Genomic DNA, 22,338 nt, shown 5'->3' with positions numbered 1-22,338 from the left:
GGGGGCCGGACCGTACCGGTGGCGGTCGCTACTCCTTGCCGAGCAGGGTGACGTCCAGCTCGCCTGCGGCGTACCGGGCACGGATGACCTTCTTGTCGAACTTCCCGACGGAGGTCTTCGGGACGGTCTCGACGATCGTCCAGCGCTCGGGGAGCTGCCAGGAGGCGATCCGCTCGGCCAGGAAGGCCCGCAGGTCGCGCAGGTCCGCCGAGGCGCCGGGGCGGAGGACGACGGTGGCCAGCGGGCGTTCGCCCCACTTCTCGTCGGGGACGGCGACGACGGCGGCCTCGGCGACCTCGGGGTGGGCCATCAGCTCGTTCTCCAGCTCGACCGAGGAGATCCACTCGCCGCCGGACTTGATGACGTCCTTGGCCCGGTCGGTGAGGGTCAGGTACCCGTCGGGCGTGATGGTGCCGACGTCACCCGTCCGCAGCCAGCCGTCCTCGCTGAACTTATCGTCCGGGCGTTCCGGGTCCTGCCCGGCGCCGCCGAAGTACGCACCGGCGATCCACGGCCCGCGGATCTCCAGCTCGCCCGCGCTGGCGCCGTCGTGCGGCACGAACTCGCCGCCCGGCCCGGCCAGCCGGGCCTCGACGGAGGCCGGGAAGATGCCCTGGGTGACCCGGTAGGGCCACTCCTGTTCGGGCGTCAGGCCGCCGGGCGGGCTGGCGAAGGTGCCGAGCGGGGAGGTCTCGGTCATGCCCCAGGCGTGCACCACCCTGATGCCGTGCCGCTCCTCGAAGCCGCGCATCAGGGCGGGCGGGCAGGCCGAGCCGCCGATCACCACCATCCGCAGCGAGGAGGTGTCGTAGTCACCGGCGTCCAGCTCGTCCAGCAGGCCGTTCCAGATGGTCGGGACGGCGGCGCCGACGGTCGGCCGGACCTGCGAGATCATCTCGGCGAGCGGCTTCGGCTGGAGGTGGCGGTCGGGCATCAGCAGGTTGGCGCCGGACATGAAGGCGGCGTGCGGCACCCCCCACGCGTTCACGTGGAACATCGGCACGACCGGCAGCGCGGTGTCCCGCGAGGTGAGCGCGAAGTTGTCCGCCGCGTTGACCTGGAGGCAGTGCAGGTAGACCGAACGGTGGCTGTAGACCACGCCCTTCGGGTCCCCGGTGGTGCCGGAGGTGTAGCAGAGCGCGGCCGCCCGGCGTTCGTCGAGGTCGGTCTGCCAGGGGTAGTCGTCGGGCCGGCCGGCGATCAGCGTCTCGTAGTCGTGGACGGTTCCGGCGAAGCCGGCCAGCAGCGAGCGGTCGCCCGGGCCGTTGACCACGATGTGCTTGAGGGTCGGGTCCAGCTGCGGCAGGACGCCCGCGAGCAGCGGCAGCACCGAGCCGTCCACGATGATCGCGTGGTCGGCGGCGTGGTTGACGATGAACGCCAGCTGGTGCGCGGGCAGCCGCAGGTTGAGCGTGTGCAGCACCGCGCCCATCGCGGGGACGGCGAAGTACGCCTCCAGGTGCTCGGCGTTGTTCCACATCAAGGTGGCGACCCGCTGGTCGCCGGTGACCCCGAGCTCGTCGCGCAACGCGTACGCGAGCCGGGCCGCCCGGGCGCCGACCTCCGCGTAGCTGCGGGTGACCGGGCCGGTGCCGTCCCAGGTGGTCACGGTGGAGCGGCCGTGAATGGTGGACCCGTGGACGAGTATGCGGGCGACGGTGAGCGGGACGTCCTGCATCGTGCTGAACACGCGGGTCCTCCTTGACCGGGCGGGCTGGACGGCAGCCCGCTACTGGCCGGTAGCCGGGACTGTCCAAGCCCGATTGTGGCGCCCGGGGCGCCGGATGTCAGCTACTGGCGACGGAGTGAGACCAGCGGCTCACTCCGGGCGCACGAGCCCACCGAAGCGGCCGGGCCCCGGGGAGCCCTCGGACCCCTCAGGGCCCTCAGAACGCTCAGAGCGCGACCGGCGCGTCCAGCTGGTCGCGGTCGATCGTGAGCGTCGCGCCGCCATAGGTCTCCTCGACGTCGCCGTGGTGCTGGTGGACGCGCTGGTGCCGGACCCAGAGGTCCGGGTGCAGGTACCCGCTGCCGTCGACGGCGGCCCGGTCGTCCCAGCGGGCGTACCAGACGGCGTCCGGCATCGGGGCCGCGCCGGCCCGGGCGGCGGCGTCCAGGTCGCGGATGCCGGAGTCCGCGCCGGCGTAGAAGCCCGCGCGGTAGCCCGCGCCGTGCAGGGCCTGGGTCCAGCCGAGGGTGAAGTCGACCACCGCCTTGGCGCAGCCGGCGTCACCGCCGGGGTAGTACTCGATGTCCAGGTAGACCGCGCTGCCCCGGCCCAGCCCGAGCGCGCGCAGCCCGCGCACGGCCTCCGCCGCCTCGCTCCGCCCCTGGTCGACCGCGCGGGCCGGGTCGATCCGTCCCGTCTTCTCCTTCGTCGCCCTGCACGGCGCCTGCAGGCCGACGTGGGTGGGGAGCAGCTGCCACCCCATCGCCCGCACCTGCCGCACCCACTCGGCGGTGAGCCGGGGCTGGTCGCAGGCGCGCCGGCTGCCGCTGCTGTAGATGCCGACGGCGCCGTACGGGGAGGATCCGCGCCAGGCCTTCATGGTGCCGAGGGGCGGCGCCGTGCAGGTGTCGAACCCGGCGCCGGTGAAGGTCCGGCCCGGCGGGGCGTCCCGCCGCCGGGCCGGGTCCGGCAGCACGGTCGGCGGCGGCAGCGGGGCGCGGGGCACCGCCGTGGCCGAGGCGGCCAGCTGGACGGTGCGGACCGGTCCGGTGGCCGCGGCCGCCTCACGGACGGGGTGGTCGGTGGCGATGAGCAGGACGAGCGTGGCCGCCGTGAGGGCCGTCGAGCCTAAGTAGCGCATCTTCTCTTGGTACTGATCCGTCGTCACCGAACGGCCCGAGGCGCGCCGGGGGCGCGGTGCCCGTTCACCTGGTCAGCGGTGCCCGTCCAGCTGATGGTAATGGGCTTGCACGATGAGCGGTCATTACGTAAAACTCCGGTATGTCCACCGCCAGCTCCTACGAGCCGTCCGCCGCCTCGAACCCGTTGCGACGCCAGGGAGGGATCCCGGCGCCGCTGCTCTGCGTCACCGCCATGTTCGCGGTGCAGCTCGGCATCGCGTTCTCGAAGCCGCTGTTCGGACGGCTCGGCGTCGAGGGCACGACCTTCCTGCGCCTGCTGGCCGCCGCCGGCGTACTGCTCGCCGCCACCCGGCCGAAGCTGCGCGGCCGCAGCAGGCGGGATCTCGGCTCGGCGGTGGTGCTCGGGCTCGCCTCGGCCGGGATGACCCTGCTCTTCGCCGGCGCGGTGGACCGGCTGCCGATGGGCACCGCGGCGACCATCGAGTTCCTCGGCCCGCTCGGCGTGGCCCTGGCACTGTCCCGGCGGGCGACCCACCTGCTGTGGGCGCTGCTGGCCGGGGGCGGGGTCGCACTGCTGACCCTGTTCGGGTCCGCCGGGGACTCCGGCGGCGGCGGCACCGGCGGCGCGCTGGACCCGGTCGGGCTGCTGTACGCGTTCGGCGCGGCGGCCTGCTACGCCGCCTACATCCTGTTCACCGACAAGGTCGGCGCCGCCTTCCAGGGCTTCGAGGGGCTCGCGGTGTCGATCAGCATCGGCGCCCTGGCGCTCGCGCCGTTCGGACTCGGCCAGGCCTGGCACGGGCTGGCCGGGGCGGACTCGCCCGGGACGCTGCTGCTGGGCGTGGCCGGGGTGGCGCTGCTGCTGCCGGTGATCCCGTACGCCTTGGAGATGACGGCCCTGCGGCGGATGCCGCAGCGGGTGTTCAGCGTGATCGTCAGCCTGGAGCCCGCGGTGAGCGCGCTGGTGGGGCTGGCGGTGCTCGGGCAGTTGCTGGGGTGGCCGCAGCTGGCCGGGATCGGCTGCGTGGTGGCGGCCAGCGTCGGGGCGACCCTCGCCGGGCGGCGGTGAACCGGACCGCCCCCGGGCGGATGTGACGGTGGGCGGTGCCGGCGCCGGCACCGCCCACCGTGCACCTCAGGGGCCGGTGACCCTTCCCGCTCCCCGAGTCCTGCGTTCTCTCCCCGCGCCGGGACGCCCCGGGCGGATGCTCAGCTCATCCACCCGGGCGTCCGGCGCGCACCGGCGGCGCCCCCGCCGCCGGCGCCCCGCCGTCAGTTGAAGACGGGCGCGAAGACGAAGTGGAAGTTCTTGTTGGACTGGTCGGCGAAGACCAGGCCGGAGTTGTCCTTCACCTGCAGGTTGTTGTTCTGGTTGGAGGCACCCGCGCCCGTGGCGGTCTGCTGGGTCGCGTTGTAGTTTCCGTCCACCGAGCCGAAGATGTTGCCGCTGCCGTAGTTGTCCACGACGCTGCTGTTCGATCCGTGGCCGGCCGCGGCGCCGTCGTCCGCCGCGGCCGCTCCGGCACCGGCGAACAGCAGGCCCGCGGCGAGCGGGGCGGCGACGAGCAGACCGACCAGTCGAGTGGTGCGAGTACGAGCCATGTATGCCTCCAGGGAGCTGACAGCCCGTCAGAGCTGCAAGACAAGTGGTGCCTAAATCTCTTGCTGTATGCGGGAGTTCGCGGCCAGACGAACTCCTGCGGGCTGCGACGCCGAGAGAAAGACTGCCTCGGCGGATCGGCGTACCGCCAGCACGCGTTGTCTTTTTCGCCCGTTAGCGTGACTTCGGGGCCGGGCCGCATGGCCGGGGAATAGCCACCTCCGGGCGGACGCACCACCGATCACCTGGTATTTCCCCCGAACGGCCGCATCCTCGGGGGCCATTCGGGGGGCGCGTACGCGGGATCGGCGAGCGGAGGCGTATCGCCCCCGGCGCATTCGGCCAGGCACCCGCCCCTCGGAAGGAGTAACCGGCCATTCTTCCCGTCGGTTTCAGCCGGGGCGCCGAATGCGTAGGACGGTTATTTTAATGACCTTCAGAGAGTCTTACCCGGATTCATGATTCCCAACGGGTCGAAGACCGCTTTCACCCCGCGCTGGACCTCCAGCCCGACCGGGCCGAGCTCGCGGGCCAGCCAGTCCCGCTTGAGCAGGCCGACGCCGTGCTCCCCGGTGATGGTGCCGCCCAGGGCGAGGCCGAGCGCCATGATCTCGTCGAAGGACCGCCGGGCCCGGTCCGTCTCCGCCGGGTCGGCCGGATCGAAGACCACCACCGGGTGGGTGTTGCCGTCACCCGCGTGGCAGACCACCCCGATGGTGAGCGCCTGCCGCTCGGCGATCCCGGCCACCCCGCGCAGCATCTCCGCCATCCGGGAGCGCGGCACCGCCACGTCGTCGATCATCGTGGTGCCCAGCCGGTCCAGCGCGGGGAGGGCCAGCCGCCGGGCCTGGAGCAGGAGTTCGGACTCCGCCGGACTCTCGGCCGGCACCGCCTCGGTCGCTCCGGCCGCCCGGCAGAGCTCGGCCACCGCCGCCAGCTCGGCCGCCGGATCGACACTGTCGAAGGCGACCAGCAACAGCGCCCGGGTGGAGTCGGGCAGGCCCATCCGCGCCATCGCGTTGACCGCCCGGACGGTGGTCGAGTCCATCAGTTCCATCAGCGACGGGGTGAACCCCCGGGCCATCACCTCGCAGACCGCCGCGCAGGCCGCGTCCGCACTCGGGAACTCCGCCGCCAGCGCCAGCTGCGGAGCGGGCGCGGGCCGCAACGCGAGCACCGCCCGCACCACCACCCCGAGCGTCCCCTCCGAGCCGACCAGCAGCCGGGTCAGGTCGTAGCCCGCGACACCCTTGGCGGTCCGACGGCCGGTGGTGAGCAGCCGGCCGTCCGGCAGCACCACGTCCAGCCCGAGCACGTACTCGCTGGTCACCCCGTACTTCACGCAGCACAGCCCGCCCGCGCCGGTGCCGATGTTGCCGCCGATCGTGCAGGACTCCCAGCTGGACGGGTCCGGCGGGTACGCCAGCCCGTGTCCGGCCACCGCCCGGGACAGCTCGGCGTTCACCACGCCCGGCTGGACGACGGCGATCCGGTTCACCGGGTCGATCTCCAGGATCCGGTCCAGTTTCACCAGCGAGAGCAGGATGCAGCCGTCCACCGCGTTGGCGCCGCCGGACAGCCCCGTCCGGGCGCCCTGCGGCACCACCGGCACGCGGAGCTCCGTGGCCGTCCGCAGCACGTGCTGCACCTGCTCGACCGTCTCGGGGAAGACCAGCACGGCCGGCTCCCCGGCCTCGCAGAACCCCGCCATGTCGTGGCGGTACCCCGCCGTGACGTCCGGATCCACCACGACGGCGCCCGGCGGCAGACCCCGTACCAGCCGATCGGTCAGATCGCTCACGACAGCCTCCACGCTCATGGTGCCCGGGCTCGCACTCTGCCCCTCGGCACGGCCGGAGGCAAGACCGTCGGGCGCCGTCGCGGTGGGCCCCGCCCGGGCCGCGTGGAAGGGGCGCCGGGGTGGAGGGGCCGGCCAGCGCGGAAGGGCCGGCCGGGGTGGGAGAGGTGGCCGGGCCCGGCGCGGTTTTGGGGAACCGTGCCGGGCCCGGTCCTCGGGGCCGGGTCCGGGCTGTCGGGGGGGTGACAGTCCGGACCGGTTGGCGCGAGATCCAGCCGCACCGTCAGCTGGGGGAGTCTTCGGTGCGGCGGCGGCTCTCGGCCTGGTTCAGGGGGCGGCGTTCTGCGCCCAGGATGGTACGGCGGCCTTGCGGCGGCCCAGAGTCGCGCTCGCGGCTCGCAGGCGTGCTCCTGTGGGCCTGCTCCGCAGGCGTGTTCCGGAGGGAGCCCGCTAGCGGGCCTGCTCGCCGAAGAGCCGGCGGAGCTCCTCGTGGAAGCCGGGGAAGGTCTTCCCCACGCAGCGCGGGTCGTCGAGCACGAGGCCCGGCACCCGCAGTCCGAGTACCGAGAAGGCCATCGCGATCCGGTGGTCCCGGTGGCAGGCGATGGTGCCCGCCGCCGGGCGTCCCGGGTGGACGGTGAGCCGGTCGGGGCCGTCCTCCACCTGGATGCCGAGCGCCCGCAGGTTGCCGGCGACGGCGGCGATCCGGTCGGACTCCTTGAGCCGGGCGTGGCCGATCCCCCGGACGGTGATCGGGGCGTCGGCGAGCGGGGCGACGGCGGCCAGCGTCATGAAGGTGTCGGAGATGTCTCCCATGTCCACCTCGAAGCCGCCGCGCAGCGGGCCGGTGCCCGTCACGGTGGTGGCGTCGGCCCCGACCTCCACCTCGGCGCCGGCCTTGGCCAGCACCTCGACGAACCTCAGGTCGCCCTGGAGGCTGTCGCGGCCCAGGTGCGGCACGGTGACCCGGGTGCCCGTCACGGCGGCGGCCGCGAAGAAGTAGGAGGCGGTGGAGGCGTCCGGCTCGATCCGGAGCGTGCGGCCGGTGTACCCGCCCGGCTCCACCCGGACGGAGCCGCCCTGGCGGCAGGTCAGGATGGTCACCTCGGCGCCGAAGCTCCGCATCAGCGCGAGGGTCATCGCGACGTACGGGCGGCTGACCAGGCCGTTCACCGCGATGGTGAGCGGTTCGCGCATCAGTGGCGCCGACAGCAGCAGGCCGGTCAGGTACTGGCTGCTGGTCGAGGCGTCCAGCAGCAGCTCGCCGCCGGTCAGCCCCCGGGCGTCGATCGTCAGCGGCAGGCCGCCGCCGGCGCCGGGCCGGACCTCGGCGCCGAGCTCGGCCAGTGCCTTGACCAGCGGTCCGAGCGGGCGGCCGGTCAGCTGCTCGCTGCCCTCGAAGAGGAACTCGCCCCGGCCCGCGGCGGCGAGCACCGGCAGGAAGCGCGCCGCCGTGCCCGCGTCCGCGCACCAGATCCGCGCCGGGCCGGTGGGCGCGCGGCCGGTGCCGTGCACCAGCCAGGCGTCCGGACCGGTCTCGACCTTGACGCCGAGGTCGGTCAGGGCCTTGCGGAAGGCGACGGTGTCCTCGCTGTCCAGCGGGCCGTCCAGCCGGGTGGTCCCGGAGGCCGCCGCGGCGAGCAGCAGCGCCCGGTTGGTGATGCTCTTCGAGCCCGGTATCCGGGCGGTCAGTGCGCGGGGCGCCGTCGCCGGCTCGGTCCGGACGTCGGCCACCGCTAGGTCCATGCTCATCTGAGTCTCCCTCAGGCCACTGCGGACAGTGTGGTGAACCCGCCCGCCGTGGCGCGGATCTCCTCGACCGCCGAGTGCAGCGCGTCGGTGAAGTAGGCGTCGGCCGCCTCCAGGAGACGGCTCTCCCGGAGCGCCTTCGCGGCGGCCCCCGGGGCCAGTCGGACGGAGATCGTCAGCGCGAGCCGGCCGTCCTCGTCGCGGCCGACCTCGTTCGTGATGAACTCGGTCTCGGGGTCGCCGGGCTGGCGGAAGACGATCCGCTCCCCCGGTCCGATCTCGACCCGCTGGAAGACCGGCCGGCCGTCCCGCACGATCTCCCTCGTGAAGCCGCCGGGGAAGCGGTCCAGGATGGTGCACCGGGTGATCGCCGGCGTGTACGGGACCGGGTTCTCGGCCTTGTGGAGGAGCTGCGCCCAGAGCTGCCGCGCGTCGAGCGACGCGGTCTCGGAGCCGTACTCGCCGTCGCCACCCGTACTGCCGGTGCCGACCGCACGGGTCCAGGACACGGTTATCCCTGACATCGCACTCTCCCCCTGAGAAACCTGCCGACCGCTCTCCCGGAGAACTCTGTCCGACCCACCCGGGGGCGGCAACGACGGTCGGCATACTTCGTCAGAACTCTTGCCGGACAGCAGAGTTCGGCCTCCCTCGGCCACTCCCGGCAGCTCCCGGCAGCTCCCGGACGCGGGCGGCCGGCCGCCCGGCCTCAGAGTTCGACCCGGACCCGGTACGCGCGAACCCAGCCGTCGAACTCGACCAGCCGCTCCAGCACGGCCCGGGCGCTCCACGGCCCGCCGACACCGTACGCCCCGGCCGGGGCGGCCAGCAGCGCGCGGACGTCCGGCTCGGCGACCAGCCCGAGCAACGGGGATCCTTCCACCAGGATCGCCGCCAACTCGGCGCGCAGGGCCCGTTCGTAGCCCTCGTCCTGGGTGGAGGGGTACGGGCTCTTGCGGCGCTCCAGCACCGAGTCGGGCAGCAGTCCGCGCATCGCGGCCCGCAGCAGGCTCTTCTCGCGGCCGTCGAAACTCTTCATCGCCCAGGGGGTGTTGTAGACGTACTCGACCAGGCGGTGGTCGGTGAACGGCACCCGGACCTCCAGGCCGGCGGCCATGCTCAGCCGGTCCTTGCGGTCCAGCAGGAAGTTCTCCCACCGTGTCAGGTTGAGGTAGGTGACCTCGCGCATCCGCGCCTCGTGGCCGGTCTCCCCGGCGAGCCTGGGCATCTGGGCCAGCGCCTGGGCGTAGCGGGACTTGACGTACGCGTCGAGGCCCAGCCGGTCCCAGAGGCCGACGGCGCGCAGCGCGCCGATCCCGCCGAGCTGCTCGAACGGGTGGTGCCAGGGGAAGGTGTCGGCGCCGACCGCCGCCGGGTCGTGGAACCACGGGTAGCCGCCGAAGAGTTCGTCCGCCGCCTCACCCGACAGGGCGACCGTCATCCGCTGCTTCAGCGCACGGCAGAGCAGCAGCAGCGAGTACTCCATGTCACCGCTGGAGACCGGCAGGTCCTGGGCCCGCAGGGCGTCGGCGCGGACCTGCGGGTCGCGCAGGTCCGCGTTGTCCAGCAGCAGGACGGTGTGCTCGGCCCCGACGAACTCGGCGACCTCGACGGCGAAGGGGGTGTCGGGTGCGTCCCACTGCGCGTTGGCGCGGAACCCCGCCCGGTAGCCGGCGAAGTCGACCGAGAACGCCTGGACGGGCCCGGCCCCCTGCGCGGCCAGCGTCCGCGCCGCGAGCGCGGTGATCGCGCTGGAGTCCAGGCCCCCGGAGAGCAGCGTGCCGACGGTCACGTCGGCGTACAGCTGCCGCTCGACGATGTCGGTGAGCAGCGCGCGGACGGTGGCGACGGTGGTGTCGAGGTCGTCGGTGTGCGCGCGGGCCCGGAGCCGCCAGTACGTCCGCCCGGTCCGGCCGGACCGCCCGAAGCGCACGGTCGTGCCGGGACGCACCTCGGCCATGCCCCGGAACACCGCGTGGCCGGGTGTCTTGACGATGCCGAAGATCTCGCAGAGGCCCTCGGTGTCGACGACCGCCTCCGCCTCCGGGTGGGCCAGGATCGCCTTGGGCTCGGACCCGAACAGGACGCCGTCCGAGATCGGGTAGTAGTACAGCGGCTTGACGCCCATCCGGTCGCGGACGAGCAGCAGCTCCTCGGAGCGCGGGTCCCAGACCGCGCAGGCGAAGATGCCGTTGAGCCGCTCGGCGAAGGCCTCGCCCCAGCGCAGGTAGGCGTGCAGCACCACCTCGGTGTCGCTCACTGTCCGGAACTCGTGCCCGAGCGCGGCCAACTCCGTACGCAGTTCACGGTAGTTGTAGACCTCACCGGTGTAGGCGAGGACGGCGAGCGGCTCCTCGGGCCGGCCGGCCGCCATCGGCTGCCGGCCGCCCTCGATGTCGATGACCGCCAGCCGCCGGTGGCCGAGCACCGCGTGGGCGCCGGCCCAGAGGCCGCCGTCGTCCGGACCCCGGCACTCCATCGTCGCGGTCATCGCCGCCACCGCGCCGGACCGGCCGGTGAGGTCCCGCTGGAAGCCGACCCAGCCGGCCAGACCGCACATACGCCTTCGGACCTCCTGGCTGAGCCGGTCGTCGAGCCAGGTCAACGGGGTCGCGGCTCGCGTACCGGGACATCGCCGGAATCGTCCCGCACCCGGTGGCGCCGGGCCAAACCACGCTTCCCGTTCGGCCCAACCACCCCCGCCGCCCCGGGCGGCCCCGGCGTACCGGACGCTGATGAAGTAGCGGCGGCGGTGCATCAGCTCGGCCCGGAGATGACTCTGTGTCATCGAGTTCGGCCGCCTCGGCTACCGTGCTCCCTAAGCTGGCAGGAACATGGGAGAACCGAGAAGCAGTCCGTCCGGCCCCCGTGCCCCGCAGCGGAAGGAGTCCCACCCACCATGCGCGCAGCTCTCAGGACCATGGACCTCAGGACCGGTACGGGCAGCACCGAGCCGCGCGGCGGCCGGTCCGGCCGCCGGACCGCCGTACTCGGCTTCCCGGTCGACCGGTCGCTCTCACCCGTCCTGCACCAGGCCGCGCTCCAGGCCATGGGACCGGGCTGGAGCAGTGCGACGGTCGACTGCGAGGAGAGCGGCCTGGCCGCCCTGATCGACTCACTCGACGACTCCTGGGCCGGGCTCTCGCTCTGCACACCGCTGAAGCGGGCCGTGCTGCCGCTGGTCGACGAGGTGACCGACCTGGCGATGGACGTCGGCGGCGCGAACACGGTGGTGTTCCGCGACGGCCGCACCTACGGCCACAACACCGACGTGTACGGCATCCTCACCGCGCTGCGGGAGGCCGGGGTGCACGCACCCGGCTCCGCCGTCGTGCTGGGCGGCGGCACGGCCGCCTGCTCGGCGCTCGCCGCGCTCGGCGAGCTGGGGGTGAAGGAGCCCGTGGTGGTGGTGCGGGAGCGCAGCCGGGCGGCCGAGGCGCACGCGGCGGCCGGACGGCTCGGCATGGCGATCGACGTGCACACCTTCGACCGGCTGGACGGGCTGCTGCACGGCACCGGGCTGGTCGTCTCCACCCTGCCCGCGGGAGCGGCCGACGCCTACGCCGCGGCGATCGTGCACTCACGGGCGGCGATCTTCGACGTGGTCTGCTCGGCCTGGCCGACCCGGCTCACCAAGGCCGCCGGCTTCGCCGGCAGCACCGTGGTCGACGGCCTCTCCCTGCTCACCCACCAGGTCGCCGGCCAGATCCAGCTGATAACCGGCCGGACCGACATCCCCCTCGCCGCCATGCGGGACGCCGGCCAGGCCGAACTGACCCGCCGAGCGGGCTGACCCCGCCCCCGGCCCCCCTACTGTCCAGGGGCGCGTGGGGGCACCTCCCGGCCGAAGGCTGGGGGAGAACTGCGCGCGAAGGGGGCACCCCCCGCGCCCCCAGGGGGTTGTCCCTCGCCGCCAGGGCGACCTGCGTCACGCCGAGAGCTCCTGCGACTTGTCGAAGCTCTGGCGGCGGGCGGAGGAGAGGGCCGAGATCGCGTGTGCCACCGAGCAGAGGGTGGCGTGCCGGTGCCAGCCGGCGTACGAGCGGCCCTCGAAGTCCCGCATGCCGACCTTCGCGCTGACCTCGGAGAAGTCCTTGGCCACCCGTCGGGTGAGACGGCCGAGCCGCAGCAGCGCGACCGGCGGCACCTCGATCAGGTTCGACAGCCAGAGCTCGGCGGGCTTGCCCTTGGGGCCGGACCAGCCGCCGACCAGGGTCAGGGCGCGCTCCGGCGGCAGCTGGCCGCCCGCGCGGCGGACGGCGGGCATGGTCACCCGGGTGCCGCTGACCAGGATGGAGCGGGTGATCGAGTAGTCCGGGTCCACCCAGCCGACCGGACGGGAGAACCGCTTCGCCCACTCGACCAACTGCTGGGCCTGGAAGAGGCGTTCGCCGCGTCCGGGCAGGCTGAGGTCGTAGCCGACCAGCCGGGTCGAGCCGCTGACCCGCATCACGAACGGCACACCCCGCCGGGTGAACTCCTCGACCAGGACGGAGGCGTCGAGTTCGCGTGCGTCCAGCACCGCCGGGCGCCGCCGCAGGCCCCATTCGGGCCGGGCGAGTGCGACCACGGTGTTCACCGCGCACAGCTCGGGGGTGGCGGCGGCCACGTCGTCGGGGATCTTCGCCCGGCGCCTGCGCTCGGCGTCCTCCAGCCACTCGGGCGGCAGGATCAGATCCCAGTTGACCGGCGCGCTCATGTCCTCGTGCGCGAGCCAGACTCCGTACGCCTGCTGGCTGTTGACCACCCGGCCGAGTTCGGTCCGGAAGGACTCCTCGACGCCGACGGAGTGTTCGCCCGCCTTCGGGATGGCCATCGAGTTGAGCACCCAGGCCTGCGGCAGCATCACCCGGTCGAGGTGGCGGGCGAGGGCCTGGCGGACGGGCAGCCAGCCCCAGGAGGAGTCGCTGATGAAGTGGTGCAGACTCTGTTCGGCTGCTCCGTGCCCCGCGACGGAGGCCAGTGCCCGCATGGACTTGCGTCCCGGGACGGAGAGCAGCCCGTTGATGTACCACTCGCCCCGGGCCCGCTGGTCGCGGCGCTTGAGGGAGGCCAGCATCCGACGGGAGAACTCGGTGACGAAGTCATCGGCCACGTCTCCCCAGGGCTGCTCCGGAACGTCCCGCTCTATGACACTTTCCACAGCTCTCGACTCCTCCTCTGCGCTCACGGACGCCGGCGCCTGCGGGCACGGATCGGCACCCGAGGCCAGACGCGAGGTTCTGACATGAAGCACCATATCGAACCGACTGGTTGGTTTTCTAGAGCTGAAGCGTTATCAGCCAGCCGAGTTCGCGGATCCGGTCCGGCCTATCGATACCGCTTGGTTGGTTTGTTATGATGACACGTAAACGCTCCACCCATACGCGCCAGCCCATGACCCCCCGGCAAGGACCGAGGTGGTCGGCTCCCCCGGCGGCCCCCTGACGGAGACCGTAGCGACAGCCCGGCCGCGCTCCATCACGAGGGAGAAGTGATGCCCCCCCAGGAACGGACCGCACGCACAAGGCACCTCATCATCCAGGCCGCGGCGGCATCGTTCGACCACAGAGGTTTCGCGATGACCGGGCTGAACGAGATCGCTCAGCTCGCCGGTGTGTCGAAGGGTGCCCTCTACTTCCACTTCGGCTCCAAGGAGCAGCTGGCCGAAGCGGTGATGGCCGAGTCGCGGGACCAGCTGCGCCGGATCGTACTGGCCTCGCGCACCCCGGAGACCTCGGCCGTCCAGTACCTGGTCGACCTCAGCCACGGGTTGGCCGAGCAGCTCGACCGGGACGTGGTGTTCCGCGCGGGCCTGCGGCTCACCGACGAACCCGGGCTGGACAAGGAACGCTCCCCCAGCCCCTACCCGGGCTGGACCAAGCTGGTCGGCCGTCAGCTGGCCCGGGCGGCGGCCGCCCAGGAGCTGAGTTCGCACGCCGTGCTGCACCAGGCGACCACGCTGCTGGTCTCCGCGACCGCCGGCATCGAGATCCTGTCCCGGCAGGACCGGGGCTGGCTGAGCCCGCAGGTGACCGCCGGCGTGTGGCAGGCCCTCCTGCCCGCACTGATGGCGCCCGACCACTGGGAGCGGATCCGGACGACCCGCAGGAACGAGCCGCCGCTGCCGCTCTGACCGGCTCCCCCGCCGGCCCGTACCCGACCGACCTCACCCTCCGGCCCCGGACCGCGCGCGGTACCAGGGCGCATGGTCCGCAAAACGACCGGCCAGGCCGGGGCCCGGGTCACACCCGGTCCTCTGCCACAGCCGGGAGCTCTCGTACCAGTGGTCGACCCCCAGCAGCGAGAGCCGCCTGGCCCAGTGTGCGCCCTCCGAGGCGACCAGCCGCGCGACCGCCTGCTCGTAGGGCAGGTCGCCGGACGGCAGCGGGAGGCCCAGCTGCCCCGAGACCAGGGTCAGCAGGTCACGCACCCGCACCGGCTCCGGATGGCACGCGTGGTAGACCTGGCCGCCACCGGGGCTCGGCGGCCCCAGGACGAGGGCCGCCAGCGCCCGGGCCAGGTCGTCCACAGCGATCATGGAGACCCTGGCCCGGCCGCCGTCGATCCAGTGCGGCATCCGCCCCAGCAGTTCGGCCACCGCGGGGATCACCCAGGTGTCCCCCCTGCCGTAGACCAGGTGCGGCCGGACCACCGTCCCGCCCGCCGCGAGCACCAGGCGCTCGGCCTGGAGCCGGGTGCGGCTGGTCACCGAACCCGGCTCCAGCGGGAGCGCGGACTCGGTCGCACCCCGGTGGACGCCGTCCCGGTAGACCGCCGTGGTGCTGAGCTGGACGATCCGCCGGACGCCGGCCCGCTGCGCCTCGGCGAGCAGCGCGCCCGTCCCCAGCACGTTGACCCGGTGGCAGGACTCGGCATCCCCCCCGATCAGGGAGGCGAGGTGGACGACCGTGTCCACCCCGGTGCAGATGCCGCGCAGCGAGGCGGCGTCCCCGAGATCCCCGTGCACCACCTCGACCGGCATCGGCCCTGCGGGGCCGGACGTGCCCCTTTCCCGCAGGGTCGACGGGTCACGTTGGTGCGCCAGCACCCTCAGCGTGTAACATGACGAAGACTTCTTTGACTGACCATCAACAAGAAGCTGTAGTGCCCGTAGTACTTCGGCGCCGATGAACCCGGCGCCTCCCGTGACAAGAACGCGGTTGGTACTCACCTGATTTGGACGTCTCGCCACTAGAAGGCGGGCTGCTCGACCGGCAGCGGCCTGAGCTGGAGAAAGCCCTGGGCCACCGGCTCGCCGGCCTGCTCCAGCACCACCCCGACCGCGAGCCCCTGGTCCTCACCCTTGGGACCGGGGCAGACCCGGACGTGCACGGGCTGGTGCAGTTCCGCATAGCGGATGAAGCTGGTTTCGAGCTCGAACGGAGCGACGGGCCGCCCGTCGGACAGGCTGGCCGCGGCCTGCCGCATCGCCTCCACCAGCACCATCCCCGGGACGTGGTCGACGGGGTGGTCGAACAGCACCGGGTTGCGCCGGTCCGCCTGGATCTGCCAGCTGTTCGGCACACCCGTGGGCACCAGCACGGTGTTGGCGGCGGCCTCGGGGCGGCGGGCCTCCTGGGCCGGCACCATCCCGACCGGGCCGCCGGCCAGGAACGGCGCCCGGAGCCGGGCGTACGTGCCGGGCGCCATGCAGTCGAAGCGCGCGCTGCCGCCGCCCATCCGCTCACCGCCCCGGTACACGTCCACCCGGTAGGTCATCCCGGCCATGACCCCGCGCCGGGAGCGGACTTCCTCGCAGGTCACGGCGACCAGCAGATCGGCGGGCGCCGAGTCGACGGTCATCCACTCCGGCTCGGTCTGGTAGGCCAGGTCCCACATCAGGAACGGGTAGTCCAGCGGAACGCCGTAGCCCACGTGGGCTATCAGCAGGCCGGACTGTCTCACCGTCTCGGCCAGCATCAGCGGGTCGTAGACCCCGGCGACCGGGCGGTAGAGGCTGTGGGTACGCGGCCACTGGGCCCCCAGCAGGAACCTGTTGGGAGCGATCCGCCGCCATCCGGTGAGCAGGACCTCCGAGACGGAGGCGCGGTGGACGTAGCGGCGGGGAACGGTCTGCTGGTGGAGCTCGGAATCGTCATTGCTCGGCCGCCCTGCGGTCAACAGGCAGGTGGCGTCCGTCAGTACTGACCCCATGTGGTCCCCCTAGACGAGTAGCTGTGCATTACTGACCATTGGTCGAACGCGCTCGGCGAGCCGGCCGACCGGCTCGCCGATGGAGCTGTTGAAGGGCCCGCCGCTGGCGGCAGCTCGGATGGACGAGGGACAGCCACCTCGCCAAGCGCCGCGTCGGCAGGAGTCCGGCCGAACGGCCGGACTCCGGAAAGCACCGGCCCGTACGGACGGACCGATTCCCAGAACTCGTGGTCGTCGCGGGCTCGGACACACCCCGTCCGGCCTGCGGATACCTGATGCCAGGGCTTCCCCTTAACCTGGTCTCAAGGCCGCCCCAAGCAAGAGTAGAGTACCATCCGGTCGGTTTGTAGGGGGTGGTACACGAGTCAGGAGAATTATGGTCCAGCAGGCCCGAGCAGTGCAGACCCGGCAGGAGATCCTCCGAGCCGCTGCCGATGTCTTCGACCGGCGGGGATACGCCGCGGCCACCATGGCCGAGATCATTTCCGTGGCCGGCGTGACGAAAGGCGCTGTCTACTTCCACTTCACCTCGAAGGAGGAGCTGGCTCTCGCAGTCGTCGCCGAACAGTCACCCTGGCTGGACATGCAGGACATCGCGGCGCCCGGCATGCAGGCCGTCATCGACCTGACCATGGCCTACGCCAGGGCTCTCCTGAACGACTCGATGATCCGCGCCGCCGTCCGGCTGGTGATCGAGCAGGGGACCTTCGAGAACCCGGACCGCGACGCCTACCAGGCCAGCGCGTCCCTGGTGCGGTCGCTGGTCGTCCGCGCGGAGGAGAGCGGCGATCTGCTGCCCGGGCTGGACCCCAGCGCCGTGGCGGAGACGGTCACCGCCTCCTTCGCCGGCATCCAGCTGACCTCCCAGGCGCTGTCCAACCGGCGTGACCTGCTCCACCGACTGAAGGACTTCTGGACGCTGCTCCTGCCGGGCCTGGTCCCGCCCGAGCGGCTCCCGGAGCTCAACCCGGCGGGCTCGAAGCCCGCCCGCCGTTCGCGCTCCTGACAGGTCCTCACCCCTGAGAGGGGACCGGTACTCCTCGATGGCCGCCACGGCGGCGCCCGACACCGAGGAGTACCGGGGACCGTCCGGGACGACGCCGCTGCGTACGCGACGCGAACCGGCTCCCATCGACTCCCGGCGACTCCCGGCGACTCCTGGCAACTCCAACCGGCGTGACCCGCCGGTCAGTTCGGCGCGCGCGGCGCCGGACACGCCGACCGGCGGAACGGCCGACGGCCCGTCGGAGCGGATCGTCAGGGCGGCCTGTCCGAAGAAATGCGGCGAGCCGGAACACACCTCCGCACAAACCACCGTACAAACCATCGGCCCACCGGCATTGCGAGCCCGATTCCCACCACCGCAGGCCAGCGGCCCTCTTCCCCGCATCGGCGCCGGGGGGGACGGAACAAATTGCTGACGAACCGTCACCAACTCACCATAGACTCTTGCTTCAAGCTTGACCCGGCTGCCAGGCGAACCGGTCACGAGGTCCCGTAGGATCACGCTCGCCGTCCGGAACCCTGGTGTCCACTTCCTGGGGGGAAGCTCGCACCTCCGCACCGCCCGACCCGGCTCCCGACCACCGGAACCCCGTCGACCGCACAAAGGCACGAAGGCACTGGGCCCAACAAGGCTGCACCACCGCCGCAACGCGCCCTACCGGGAGCAAGCGGCACGTGTGTGTCTCAATCCACTGACTCGGACATCTGACTCGGACATCCCAGGGGGGACCGCTTCATGAGCAGCATGGCGTCGGGGCACGACCTCGCAGCACCTCGAACACACCTGTCAAGACTGCCCTCGCTCACGGGACTCCGGTTCGTGGCGGCGGTCATGGTGTTCCTCTTCCACTCCTCACTCAGCAACCCGGCCATCACCCCGTACTCCGGCCGGACCGCGACGGCGGTGGGGCATGTCTTCAGCCGGTTCGGCGGAGTCGGTGTCTCCTTCTTCTTCGTCCTCAGCGGCTTCGTCCTGTTCTGGAGCTCGAAACCCGGCGCGGACAACGGCCGGTTCTGGAGCCGCCGGGCCGTCAAGCTCTTCCCCAACCACCTGGTCACCTTCGCCGCGGCGATGGCCCTCTACGCCGGTGCGACCACCGCGCTGCAGGACTGGATACCCAACGTCCTGTTGCTCCAGGCCTGGGTGCCGCGCTTCAGCGCGTTCTTCGGCGTGAACATCCCCAGCTGGTCGCTCTCCTGCGAGCTCTTCTTCTACCTCTGCTTCCCGCTGCTGGCCCGCGGCATCCGCAAGATCGCCCCCGGCCGCCTCTGGCTCTGGGCCGGCCTGGTGGCCGCGCTGGTGATCTGCCTCCCGGCGATCGCCACGGCCCTGATCCACGGCGGGCCGATGGCCCCCAACTTCGCCGCCTCGGTCTACCGTTACTGGTTCGTCTACGTCTTCCCACCGGTCCGGATGCTGGAGTTCGTACTCGGCATGCTGATGGCGCGGATCGTGCTGACCGGGCATTGGATCAACCTCCGGCTGAAGCCCGCGTTGCTGATCGCCGTGGCCGGATACCTGGTGGCGCTGTCGGTGCCGCCGCTCTACGGGCTGGTCGCCGCGACCGTGATCCCGATCGCGCTGGTGATCCCGGCGGCCGCGACCGCCGACCTCCAGGCGCAGTCCTCCCCGTTCCGGAGCCGGGTGATGGTCCGGCTGGGTGAGGTCTCCTTCGCCTTCTACCTGGTGCACGCCTCGGTCCTGATCGTCGGGCGGACGGCGATGGGCGGGGGCCACTACAGCGCACCGGTGGCCTTCGGCGTCCTGCTGCTGCTCTTCGGCATCAGCCTGGCGCTGGCCTGGCTGCTGAACGTCGGGGTGGAGAACCCGTTGATGCGCCGCCTGGCTCCGAGCAGCGCCTCGGCGCAGATCCCGTCCCAGCGCAGCGCCTCCGCGCAGCCGGCCAACGAGGAGACCGCCGCGGTCTGAGCGCCCGCGCACCGAACCCGGCCCTTGCCGAACCGCCCACCGGGTCGGCCGACCGTCCTCCCTCGCCCCTCCCAGGGAGGACGGTCGACCGGTTCAGGGGAAGAGGGCGCCGCAGCGCGCGGCGACCGCCCGGGACGGCCCGTCCCCGGACACGTTGTACGTGGCCAGCCGACGGTAGATCGGCGTCCGGACGGTGACCATCGTGCGGAGCCGGCCCGGCGGGTCGTCGGACAGCAGCACCCGGCCCTTGGCCGATCCGAGCCGCCGCGCCAACTGCCCTTCCGGAACGGCGAGATGGATCACCAGGTGACGACGGAGCAGCCGCTGGGTCGCCTCCTCCAGGACCGCGCCGCCGCCGAGCGCGAGCACACCCCGGTGCTCGGCCAGTGCGCGGCGCACCATCTCCCGCTCCCGTACCCGGAAGTGGGCCTCGCCCTCGTACCGCAGGATGTCGCGGACGGGCAGACCGGACACGGTCTCGATGTCGGCGTCGGTGTCCCGGAAGCCCACCCCGAGCCGCCGGGCGAGCAGTCGCCCGACCGTCGTCTTGCCCGATCCCGGTGCGCCGATCAGTACGGCCATCGGCTTGTCGCGGGCCGACGGTTCCGCGTCCGGCCGGCCCACCGGCTGCGCGTCCCCCGTGTTCGCCATGACGGCTCCCCTTTCCTCTCAGATCCGGCGGACTCTTCTCAGCTGCGGCGGACCCGGCCGAGCCCGGCCAGCACCGTGTCGGTGAGCACTGTCATCGCGCACTGCTCGGCCGCGTACTTCAGGGCCGAGCAGTGGTACTCCCGGGAGAAGTCGGCGACGGCGTCGCCGACCAGGAACGGCTGGATGTCGTACGTGAAGGCGTCGCAGGTCGTCATCAGCACACCGATGTGCGCGTACACACCGCATACGATCAGCTGGTCGCGGCCCTGCGCCCGCATGAACGCGAGCAGTTCGGTGCGGAAGAACGCGCTGTAGCGCCAATTGGTGAGCACCAGATCGCCGTCGGCCGGTCGGACCTGGTCGACGATCTCCTGGTGCTCGGGGTCGGCACCCATGCCCTGGCCCCAGAAATCCTTGAGCAGGCCGCGCTGTTCGTCCGTCATTCCGCCGGGCTGCGCGGTGTAGGCCACCGGGATCCCGAGAGCCGCGGAGCGCTCCCGCAGCAGCGTGACGTTGCGGACCAGTTCGGTCACCGGGGACCCGCCCGCGGCGAACGGGCGCAGGAAGTACTTCTGCATGTCGTGGATCAGCAGGACCGCGCGCGCCGGATCCACCGCCCACTGCGCGGTGTTCGTCGGCAGGTCGCCCAGGCCCGGCATCGGGTAGGGGGAGATGGCCGGGATTGCCATCGGTTTCCTCTCATTCCTCTCAAGTGCGTCGGCTGACATTCCGTGGCAACCCCCGTAAACCGGCGATCTCGCGACGGACTCCCTTTCTCCATGAGTCTGGGTAGGCCGATCGGGCCGGTCAACGGCGGCCGAAAAACTTCGTCAGGTACCCTGGAATCGGGCGGTCAGCAGCTTTCAAATAAACCATTCAATATTCCCGGACATCACTATTCCGGGTGAATACCGGCGTCCTTTTCCGTCCGTCGGCCACGATCCGGCGGTCCGGCCGTCGGACTCCGCCAGATGCGGCCCGTACCGGAAACTCCGGGGCCGACTCCGTCAGACGGGACCGGCGGACGGGACCGGCGGACACGGAGCGGGGCCCGATCACCTCGGCTGCCGGTGATCGGGCCCCGCTCGACTCCTGGTGGCCGCTGTCGGCCGGGGTGCTCAGCCGCGCCGGCTTTCCTGGGCCAGACACGAACGCGCCTGCGCGGCGACCCGCTCGGGCGCGAAGCCGAGCTGCTCGTGGAGGGCCTGGTACGGCGCGGAGAGGCCGCACTGGTCCAGCCCCGGCGACTCGCCGGCCGCGCCGAGCATGACGTACCAGCCCAGCGCCGACGCCGACTTGACCGAGACGCGGACCCGGACGGCCGCCGGGAGGACCGACTCCCGGTACTGCGCGTCCTGCTCCTCGAACCACTTCGCGCACGGCATCGAGACCACCCTGGTCGGCGTCCCCTCGCATTCCAGGATCTCCCGGGCCCGCAGCGCGACGGCCAGTTCACCGGGGGTCGCGATCAGGATCACCGCCGGACCGCCACCGCTCCTACCGCCCTCACCCTTGCCGACGCCCGCCTCCACCAGCACGTACCCACCGCGAGCCGCGATGTCGGCGACGTCGGCGCCCTGACCGAGGCTCACCGAAGCGGACGGACGGTCATGCCCGGAAGCCACCTCGGCCACCCTGCCGTCAGGCCCGATCCACTCGAACCGGCCCTTCCTGCCTCCTATGTGAAGTGTCATCAGAAGACTCAGGGCTCCTCTCCGAGGTACCGCACATGGCTCGGGCCCACCCAACTCTCCTCAGCCACCGGCAGGCCCGCAACCGCCGGCGGCGGACTTCGTCAGCTGGGCGGGAGCGACGCCGGTCAGGGCAGGCGCGGGCTGCGCGCCGGGCGGGAGCGGTTCGGGGTCAGAGCTGGGTGCCGCCGCTCGCGTCGATCCGCTGGCCGGTGATCCACCGGGAGTCGTCGGCAGCCAGGAAGGCGACGATGTCGGCGACGTCCTTCGGGTCGCCGACCCGGTCGAAGACCGACATCGCCGCGAGTTCGGCCATCGCCTCGGGGGTCGTCCGCCGCCGGGCGTTCATGTCGGTGGCCACGAAGCCCGGCAGCACCACGTTGACCGTGATCCCCCGCTCGCCCAACTCCTTGGCCAGCGCCAGGGTCAGCGTCTCGACCGCGCCCTTGGTCATCGCGTACGGCACGCCGCTCGGGAAGGCGATCCGGGTGGCGACCGACGAGACGTTCACGATCCGGCCGCCGTCCCGCATCCGCCGCAGCCCGTGCTGGATGAGGAACAGCGGCGCCTTGGCGTTGACCGCGACCAGCCGGTCGAAGTTCTCCGAGGTCACCTCGTGGATGCTCGCGGACACGCTCATACCGGCGTTGTTGACCAGGATGTCGAGGCCGGGCCGCTCGCCGAGCCCTTCGAGAGCCTCGTCGAACCGCCGGTAGACCGCCTCGGCGTCCCCCGGCACGCCCAGCTCGACCTGGACCGGAAAGGCCCGGCCGCCGTCCTGCTCGATCAGCGCGAGGGTCTCCCGCGCCGCCGGCTCGTTGCCGCCGTAGTGGACCGCGACCAGCGCGCCGTCCCGGGCCAGCCGCCGCGCGATCCCCCGCCCGATCCCCCGGCTGGCTCCCGTCACCAGAGCCGTTCTACCGTCAAGTGCACCCATCAGTAGCCCCCCTGTCACTCATGACCGACC

General features: G+C 72.3%; 19 protein-coding genes. 5 read left to right on the top strand and 14 right to left on the bottom strand.

The features are described from left to right. Positions 1-28 precede the first annotated feature (28 nt). Together ABD330_RS14130 and ABD330_RS14125 are read right to left on the bottom strand one after the other, a co-directional pair. The gene (locus ABD330_RS14130) at positions 29-1,690 is read right to left on the bottom strand and encodes a long-chain fatty acid--CoA ligase (RefSeq protein ID WP_344464686.1); all 1,662 of its coding nucleotides are present in this window, start codon (positions 1,688-1,690) and stop codon (positions 29-31) included. 205 nt (positions 1,691-1,895) lie between these two features. After that, complete coding sequence (locus tag ABD330_RS14125) at positions 1,896-2,810, bottom strand: DUF1906 domain-containing protein (RefSeq protein WP_344464684.1); 915 nt, start codon at positions 2,808-2,810, stop codon at positions 1,896-1,898. A 140-nt stretch (positions 2,811-2,950) separates the two neighbouring features. Here ABD330_RS14125 and ABD330_RS14120 point away from each other — a divergent pair, with 140 nt between their 5' ends. Beyond that, positions 2,951-3,880 (top strand): EamA family transporter, encoded by a 930-nt coding sequence (locus tag ABD330_RS14120; RefSeq protein WP_344464682.1) that lies wholly within the window; start codon positions 2,951-2,953, stop codon positions 3,878-3,880. A 203-nt stretch (positions 3,881-4,083) separates the two neighbouring features. Here the strand turns inward: ABD330_RS14120 and ABD330_RS14115 are convergent, their stop codons facing one another. The 5 genes from ABD330_RS14115 to asnB all read right to left on the bottom strand — a co-directional run bounded on the left by ABD330_RS14115 (position 4,084) and on the right by asnB (position 10,518). After that, a complete protein-coding gene (locus ABD330_RS14115) occupies positions 4,084-4,413 on the bottom strand; it encodes a hypothetical protein (RefSeq protein ID WP_344464680.1) in 330 nt (109 codons plus the stop codon). A gap of 434 nt (positions 4,414-4,847) precedes the next feature. Then, on the bottom strand, positions 4,848-6,212 hold the full coding sequence (locus ABD330_RS14110) for an FAD-binding oxidoreductase (protein WP_344464678.1): 1,365 nt from the start codon (positions 6,210-6,212) through the stop codon (positions 4,848-4,850). A 447-nt stretch (positions 6,213-6,659) separates the two neighbouring features. Further along, on the bottom strand, positions 6,660-7,955 hold the full coding sequence (gene aroA / locus ABD330_RS14105) for a 3-phosphoshikimate 1-carboxyvinyltransferase (RefSeq protein ID WP_344464786.1): 1,296 nt from the start codon (positions 7,953-7,955) through the stop codon (positions 6,660-6,662). 17 nt (positions 7,956-7,972) lie between these two features. Continuing rightward, complete coding sequence (locus ABD330_RS14100) at positions 7,973-8,482, bottom strand: AtaL-like protein (RefSeq protein ID WP_344464676.1); 510 nt, start codon at positions 8,480-8,482, stop codon at positions 7,973-7,975. Positions 8,483-8,667: 185 nt separating this feature from the next. Then, positions 8,668-10,518, bottom strand: a complete 1,851-nt coding sequence (gene asnB, locus ABD330_RS14095; protein WP_344464674.1) for an asparagine synthase (glutamine-hydrolyzing) — start codon at positions 10,516-10,518, stop codon at positions 8,668-8,670. Between the two features lie 339 nt (positions 10,519-10,857). On the opposite strand from asnB, the gene ABD330_RS14090 reads away from it, so the two are divergent. Next, positions 10,858-11,751 (top strand): shikimate dehydrogenase, encoded by an 894-nt coding sequence (locus tag ABD330_RS14090; RefSeq protein ID WP_344464672.1) that lies wholly within the window; start codon positions 10,858-10,860, stop codon positions 11,749-11,751. Between the two features lie 135 nt (positions 11,752-11,886). Here the strand turns inward: ABD330_RS14090 and ABD330_RS14085 are convergent, their stop codons facing one another. After that, the gene (locus tag ABD330_RS14085) at positions 11,887-13,101 is read right to left on the bottom strand and encodes an IS701 family transposase (RefSeq protein ID WP_344464670.1); all 1,215 of its coding nucleotides are present in this window, start codon (positions 13,099-13,101) and stop codon (positions 11,887-11,889) included. 333 nt (positions 13,102-13,434) lie between these two features. Between ABD330_RS14085 and ABD330_RS14080 the strand changes: the two genes are divergently transcribed. After that, the gene (locus tag ABD330_RS14080) at positions 13,435-14,073 is read left to right on the top strand and encodes a ScbR family autoregulator-binding transcription factor (RefSeq protein WP_344464668.1); all 639 of its coding nucleotides are present in this window, start codon (positions 13,435-13,437) and stop codon (positions 14,071-14,073) included. Positions 14,074-14,106: 33 nt separating this feature from the next. Here ABD330_RS14080 and ABD330_RS14075 read toward each other — a convergent pair whose 3' ends face one another. After that, the gene (locus ABD330_RS14075) at positions 14,107-15,111 is read right to left on the bottom strand and encodes an NAD-dependent epimerase/dehydratase family protein (protein WP_344464666.1); all 1,005 of its coding nucleotides are present in this window, start codon (positions 15,109-15,111) and stop codon (positions 14,107-14,109) included. A gap of 20 nt (positions 15,112-15,131) precedes the next feature. Beyond that, positions 15,132-16,094 (bottom strand): ScbA/BarX family gamma-butyrolactone biosynthesis protein, encoded by a 963-nt coding sequence (locus tag ABD330_RS14070; RefSeq protein ID WP_344464664.1) that lies wholly within the window; start codon positions 16,092-16,094, stop codon positions 15,132-15,134. Between the two features lie 376 nt (positions 16,095-16,470). On the opposite strand from ABD330_RS14070, the gene ABD330_RS14065 reads away from it, so the two are divergent. Both ABD330_RS14065 and ABD330_RS14060 read left to right on the top strand, forming a co-directional pair. Continuing rightward, positions 16,471-17,100 (top strand): ScbR family autoregulator-binding transcription factor, encoded by a 630-nt coding sequence (locus tag ABD330_RS14065; protein WP_344464662.1) that lies wholly within the window; start codon positions 16,471-16,473, stop codon positions 17,098-17,100. A gap of 831 nt (positions 17,101-17,931) precedes the next feature. Then, a complete protein-coding gene (locus tag ABD330_RS14060) occupies positions 17,932-19,029 on the top strand; it encodes an acyltransferase family protein (RefSeq protein WP_425555526.1) in 1,098 nt (365 codons plus the stop codon). A 93-nt stretch (positions 19,030-19,122) separates the two neighbouring features. On the opposite strand, the gene ABD330_RS14055 is transcribed toward ABD330_RS14060, so the two are convergent. The 4 genes from ABD330_RS14055 to ABD330_RS14040 all read right to left on the bottom strand — a co-directional run bounded on the left by ABD330_RS14055 (position 19,123) and on the right by ABD330_RS14040 (position 22,308). Next, positions 19,123-19,680 carry a shikimate kinase gene (locus ABD330_RS14055; protein WP_344464658.1) on the bottom strand — a complete coding sequence of 186 codons (558 nt, stop codon included), beginning with the start codon at positions 19,678-19,680 and terminating at the stop codon, positions 19,123-19,125. Between the two features lie 38 nt (positions 19,681-19,718). Next, on the bottom strand, positions 19,719-20,369 hold the full coding sequence (locus tag ABD330_RS14050; RefSeq protein WP_344464656.1) for an isochorismatase family protein: 651 nt from the start codon (positions 20,367-20,369) through the stop codon (positions 19,719-19,721). Between the two features lie 429 nt (positions 20,370-20,798). Then, positions 20,799-21,272, bottom strand: coding sequence for a transketolase-like TK C-terminal-containing protein (locus tag ABD330_RS14045; protein WP_344464654.1), 474 nt, complete (start codon positions 21,270-21,272; stop codon positions 20,799-20,801). A 271-nt stretch (positions 21,273-21,543) separates the two neighbouring features. Next, the gene (locus ABD330_RS14040) at positions 21,544-22,308 is read right to left on the bottom strand and encodes an SDR family oxidoreductase (protein ID WP_344464652.1); all 765 of its coding nucleotides are present in this window, start codon (positions 22,306-22,308) and stop codon (positions 21,544-21,546) included. Between the last annotated feature and the right edge of the window lie 30 nt (positions 22,309-22,338).

This window comes from Kitasatospora kazusensis, from assembly GCF_039529945.1.
GTDB lineage: Bacteria > Actinomycetota > Actinomycetes > Streptomycetales > Streptomycetaceae > Kitasatospora > Kitasatospora kazusensis.
This window is presented reverse-complemented; position numbering and strand designations above follow the sequence as displayed.

Coding starts and splice junctions, on each gene's coding strand:
- ABD330_RS14125 (WP_344464684.1), bottom strand. CDS start 2,810: ATGCGCTACTTAGGCTCGACGGCCCTCACGGCGGCCACGCTCGTCCTG.
- ABD330_RS14120 (WP_344464682.1), top strand. CDS start 2,951: ATGTCCACCGCCAGCTCCTACGAGCCGTCCGCCGCCTCGAACCCGTTG.
- ABD330_RS14115 (WP_344464680.1), bottom strand. CDS start 4,413: ATGGCTCGTACTCGCACCACTCGACTGGTCGGTCTGCTCGTCGCCGCC.
- aroA (WP_344464786.1), bottom strand. CDS start 7,955: ATGGACCTAGCGGTGGCCGACGTCCGGACCGAGCCGGCGACGGCGCCC.
- ABD330_RS14100 (WP_344464676.1), bottom strand. CDS start 8,482: ATGTCAGGGATAACCGTGTCCTGGACCCGTGCGGTCGGCACCGGCAGT.
- asnB (WP_344464674.1), bottom strand. CDS start 10,518: ATGTGCGGTCTGGCCGGCTGGGTCGGCTTCCAGCGGGACCTCACCGGC.
- ABD330_RS14090 (WP_344464672.1), top strand. CDS start 10,858: ATGCGCGCAGCTCTCAGGACCATGGACCTCAGGACCGGTACGGGCAGC.
- ABD330_RS14080 (WP_344464668.1), top strand. CDS start 13,435: ATGCCCCCCCAGGAACGGACCGCACGCACAAGGCACCTCATCATCCAG.
- ABD330_RS14070 (WP_344464664.1), bottom strand. CDS start 16,094: ATGGGGTCAGTACTGACGGACGCCACCTGCCTGTTGACCGCAGGGCGG.
- ABD330_RS14065 (WP_344464662.1), top strand. CDS start 16,471: ATGGTCCAGCAGGCCCGAGCAGTGCAGACCCGGCAGGAGATCCTCCGA.
- ABD330_RS14060 (WP_425555526.1), top strand. CDS start 17,932: ATGGTGTTCCTCTTCCACTCCTCACTCAGCAACCCGGCCATCACCCCG.
- ABD330_RS14055 (WP_344464658.1), bottom strand. CDS start 19,680: ATGGCGAACACGGGGGACGCGCAGCCGGTGGGCCGGCCGGACGCGGAA.
- ABD330_RS14050 (WP_344464656.1), bottom strand. CDS start 20,369: ATGGCAATCCCGGCCATCTCCCCCTACCCGATGCCGGGCCTGGGCGAC.
- ABD330_RS14040 (WP_344464652.1), bottom strand. CDS start 22,308: ATGGGTGCACTTGACGGTAGAACGGCTCTGGTGACGGGAGCCAGCCGG.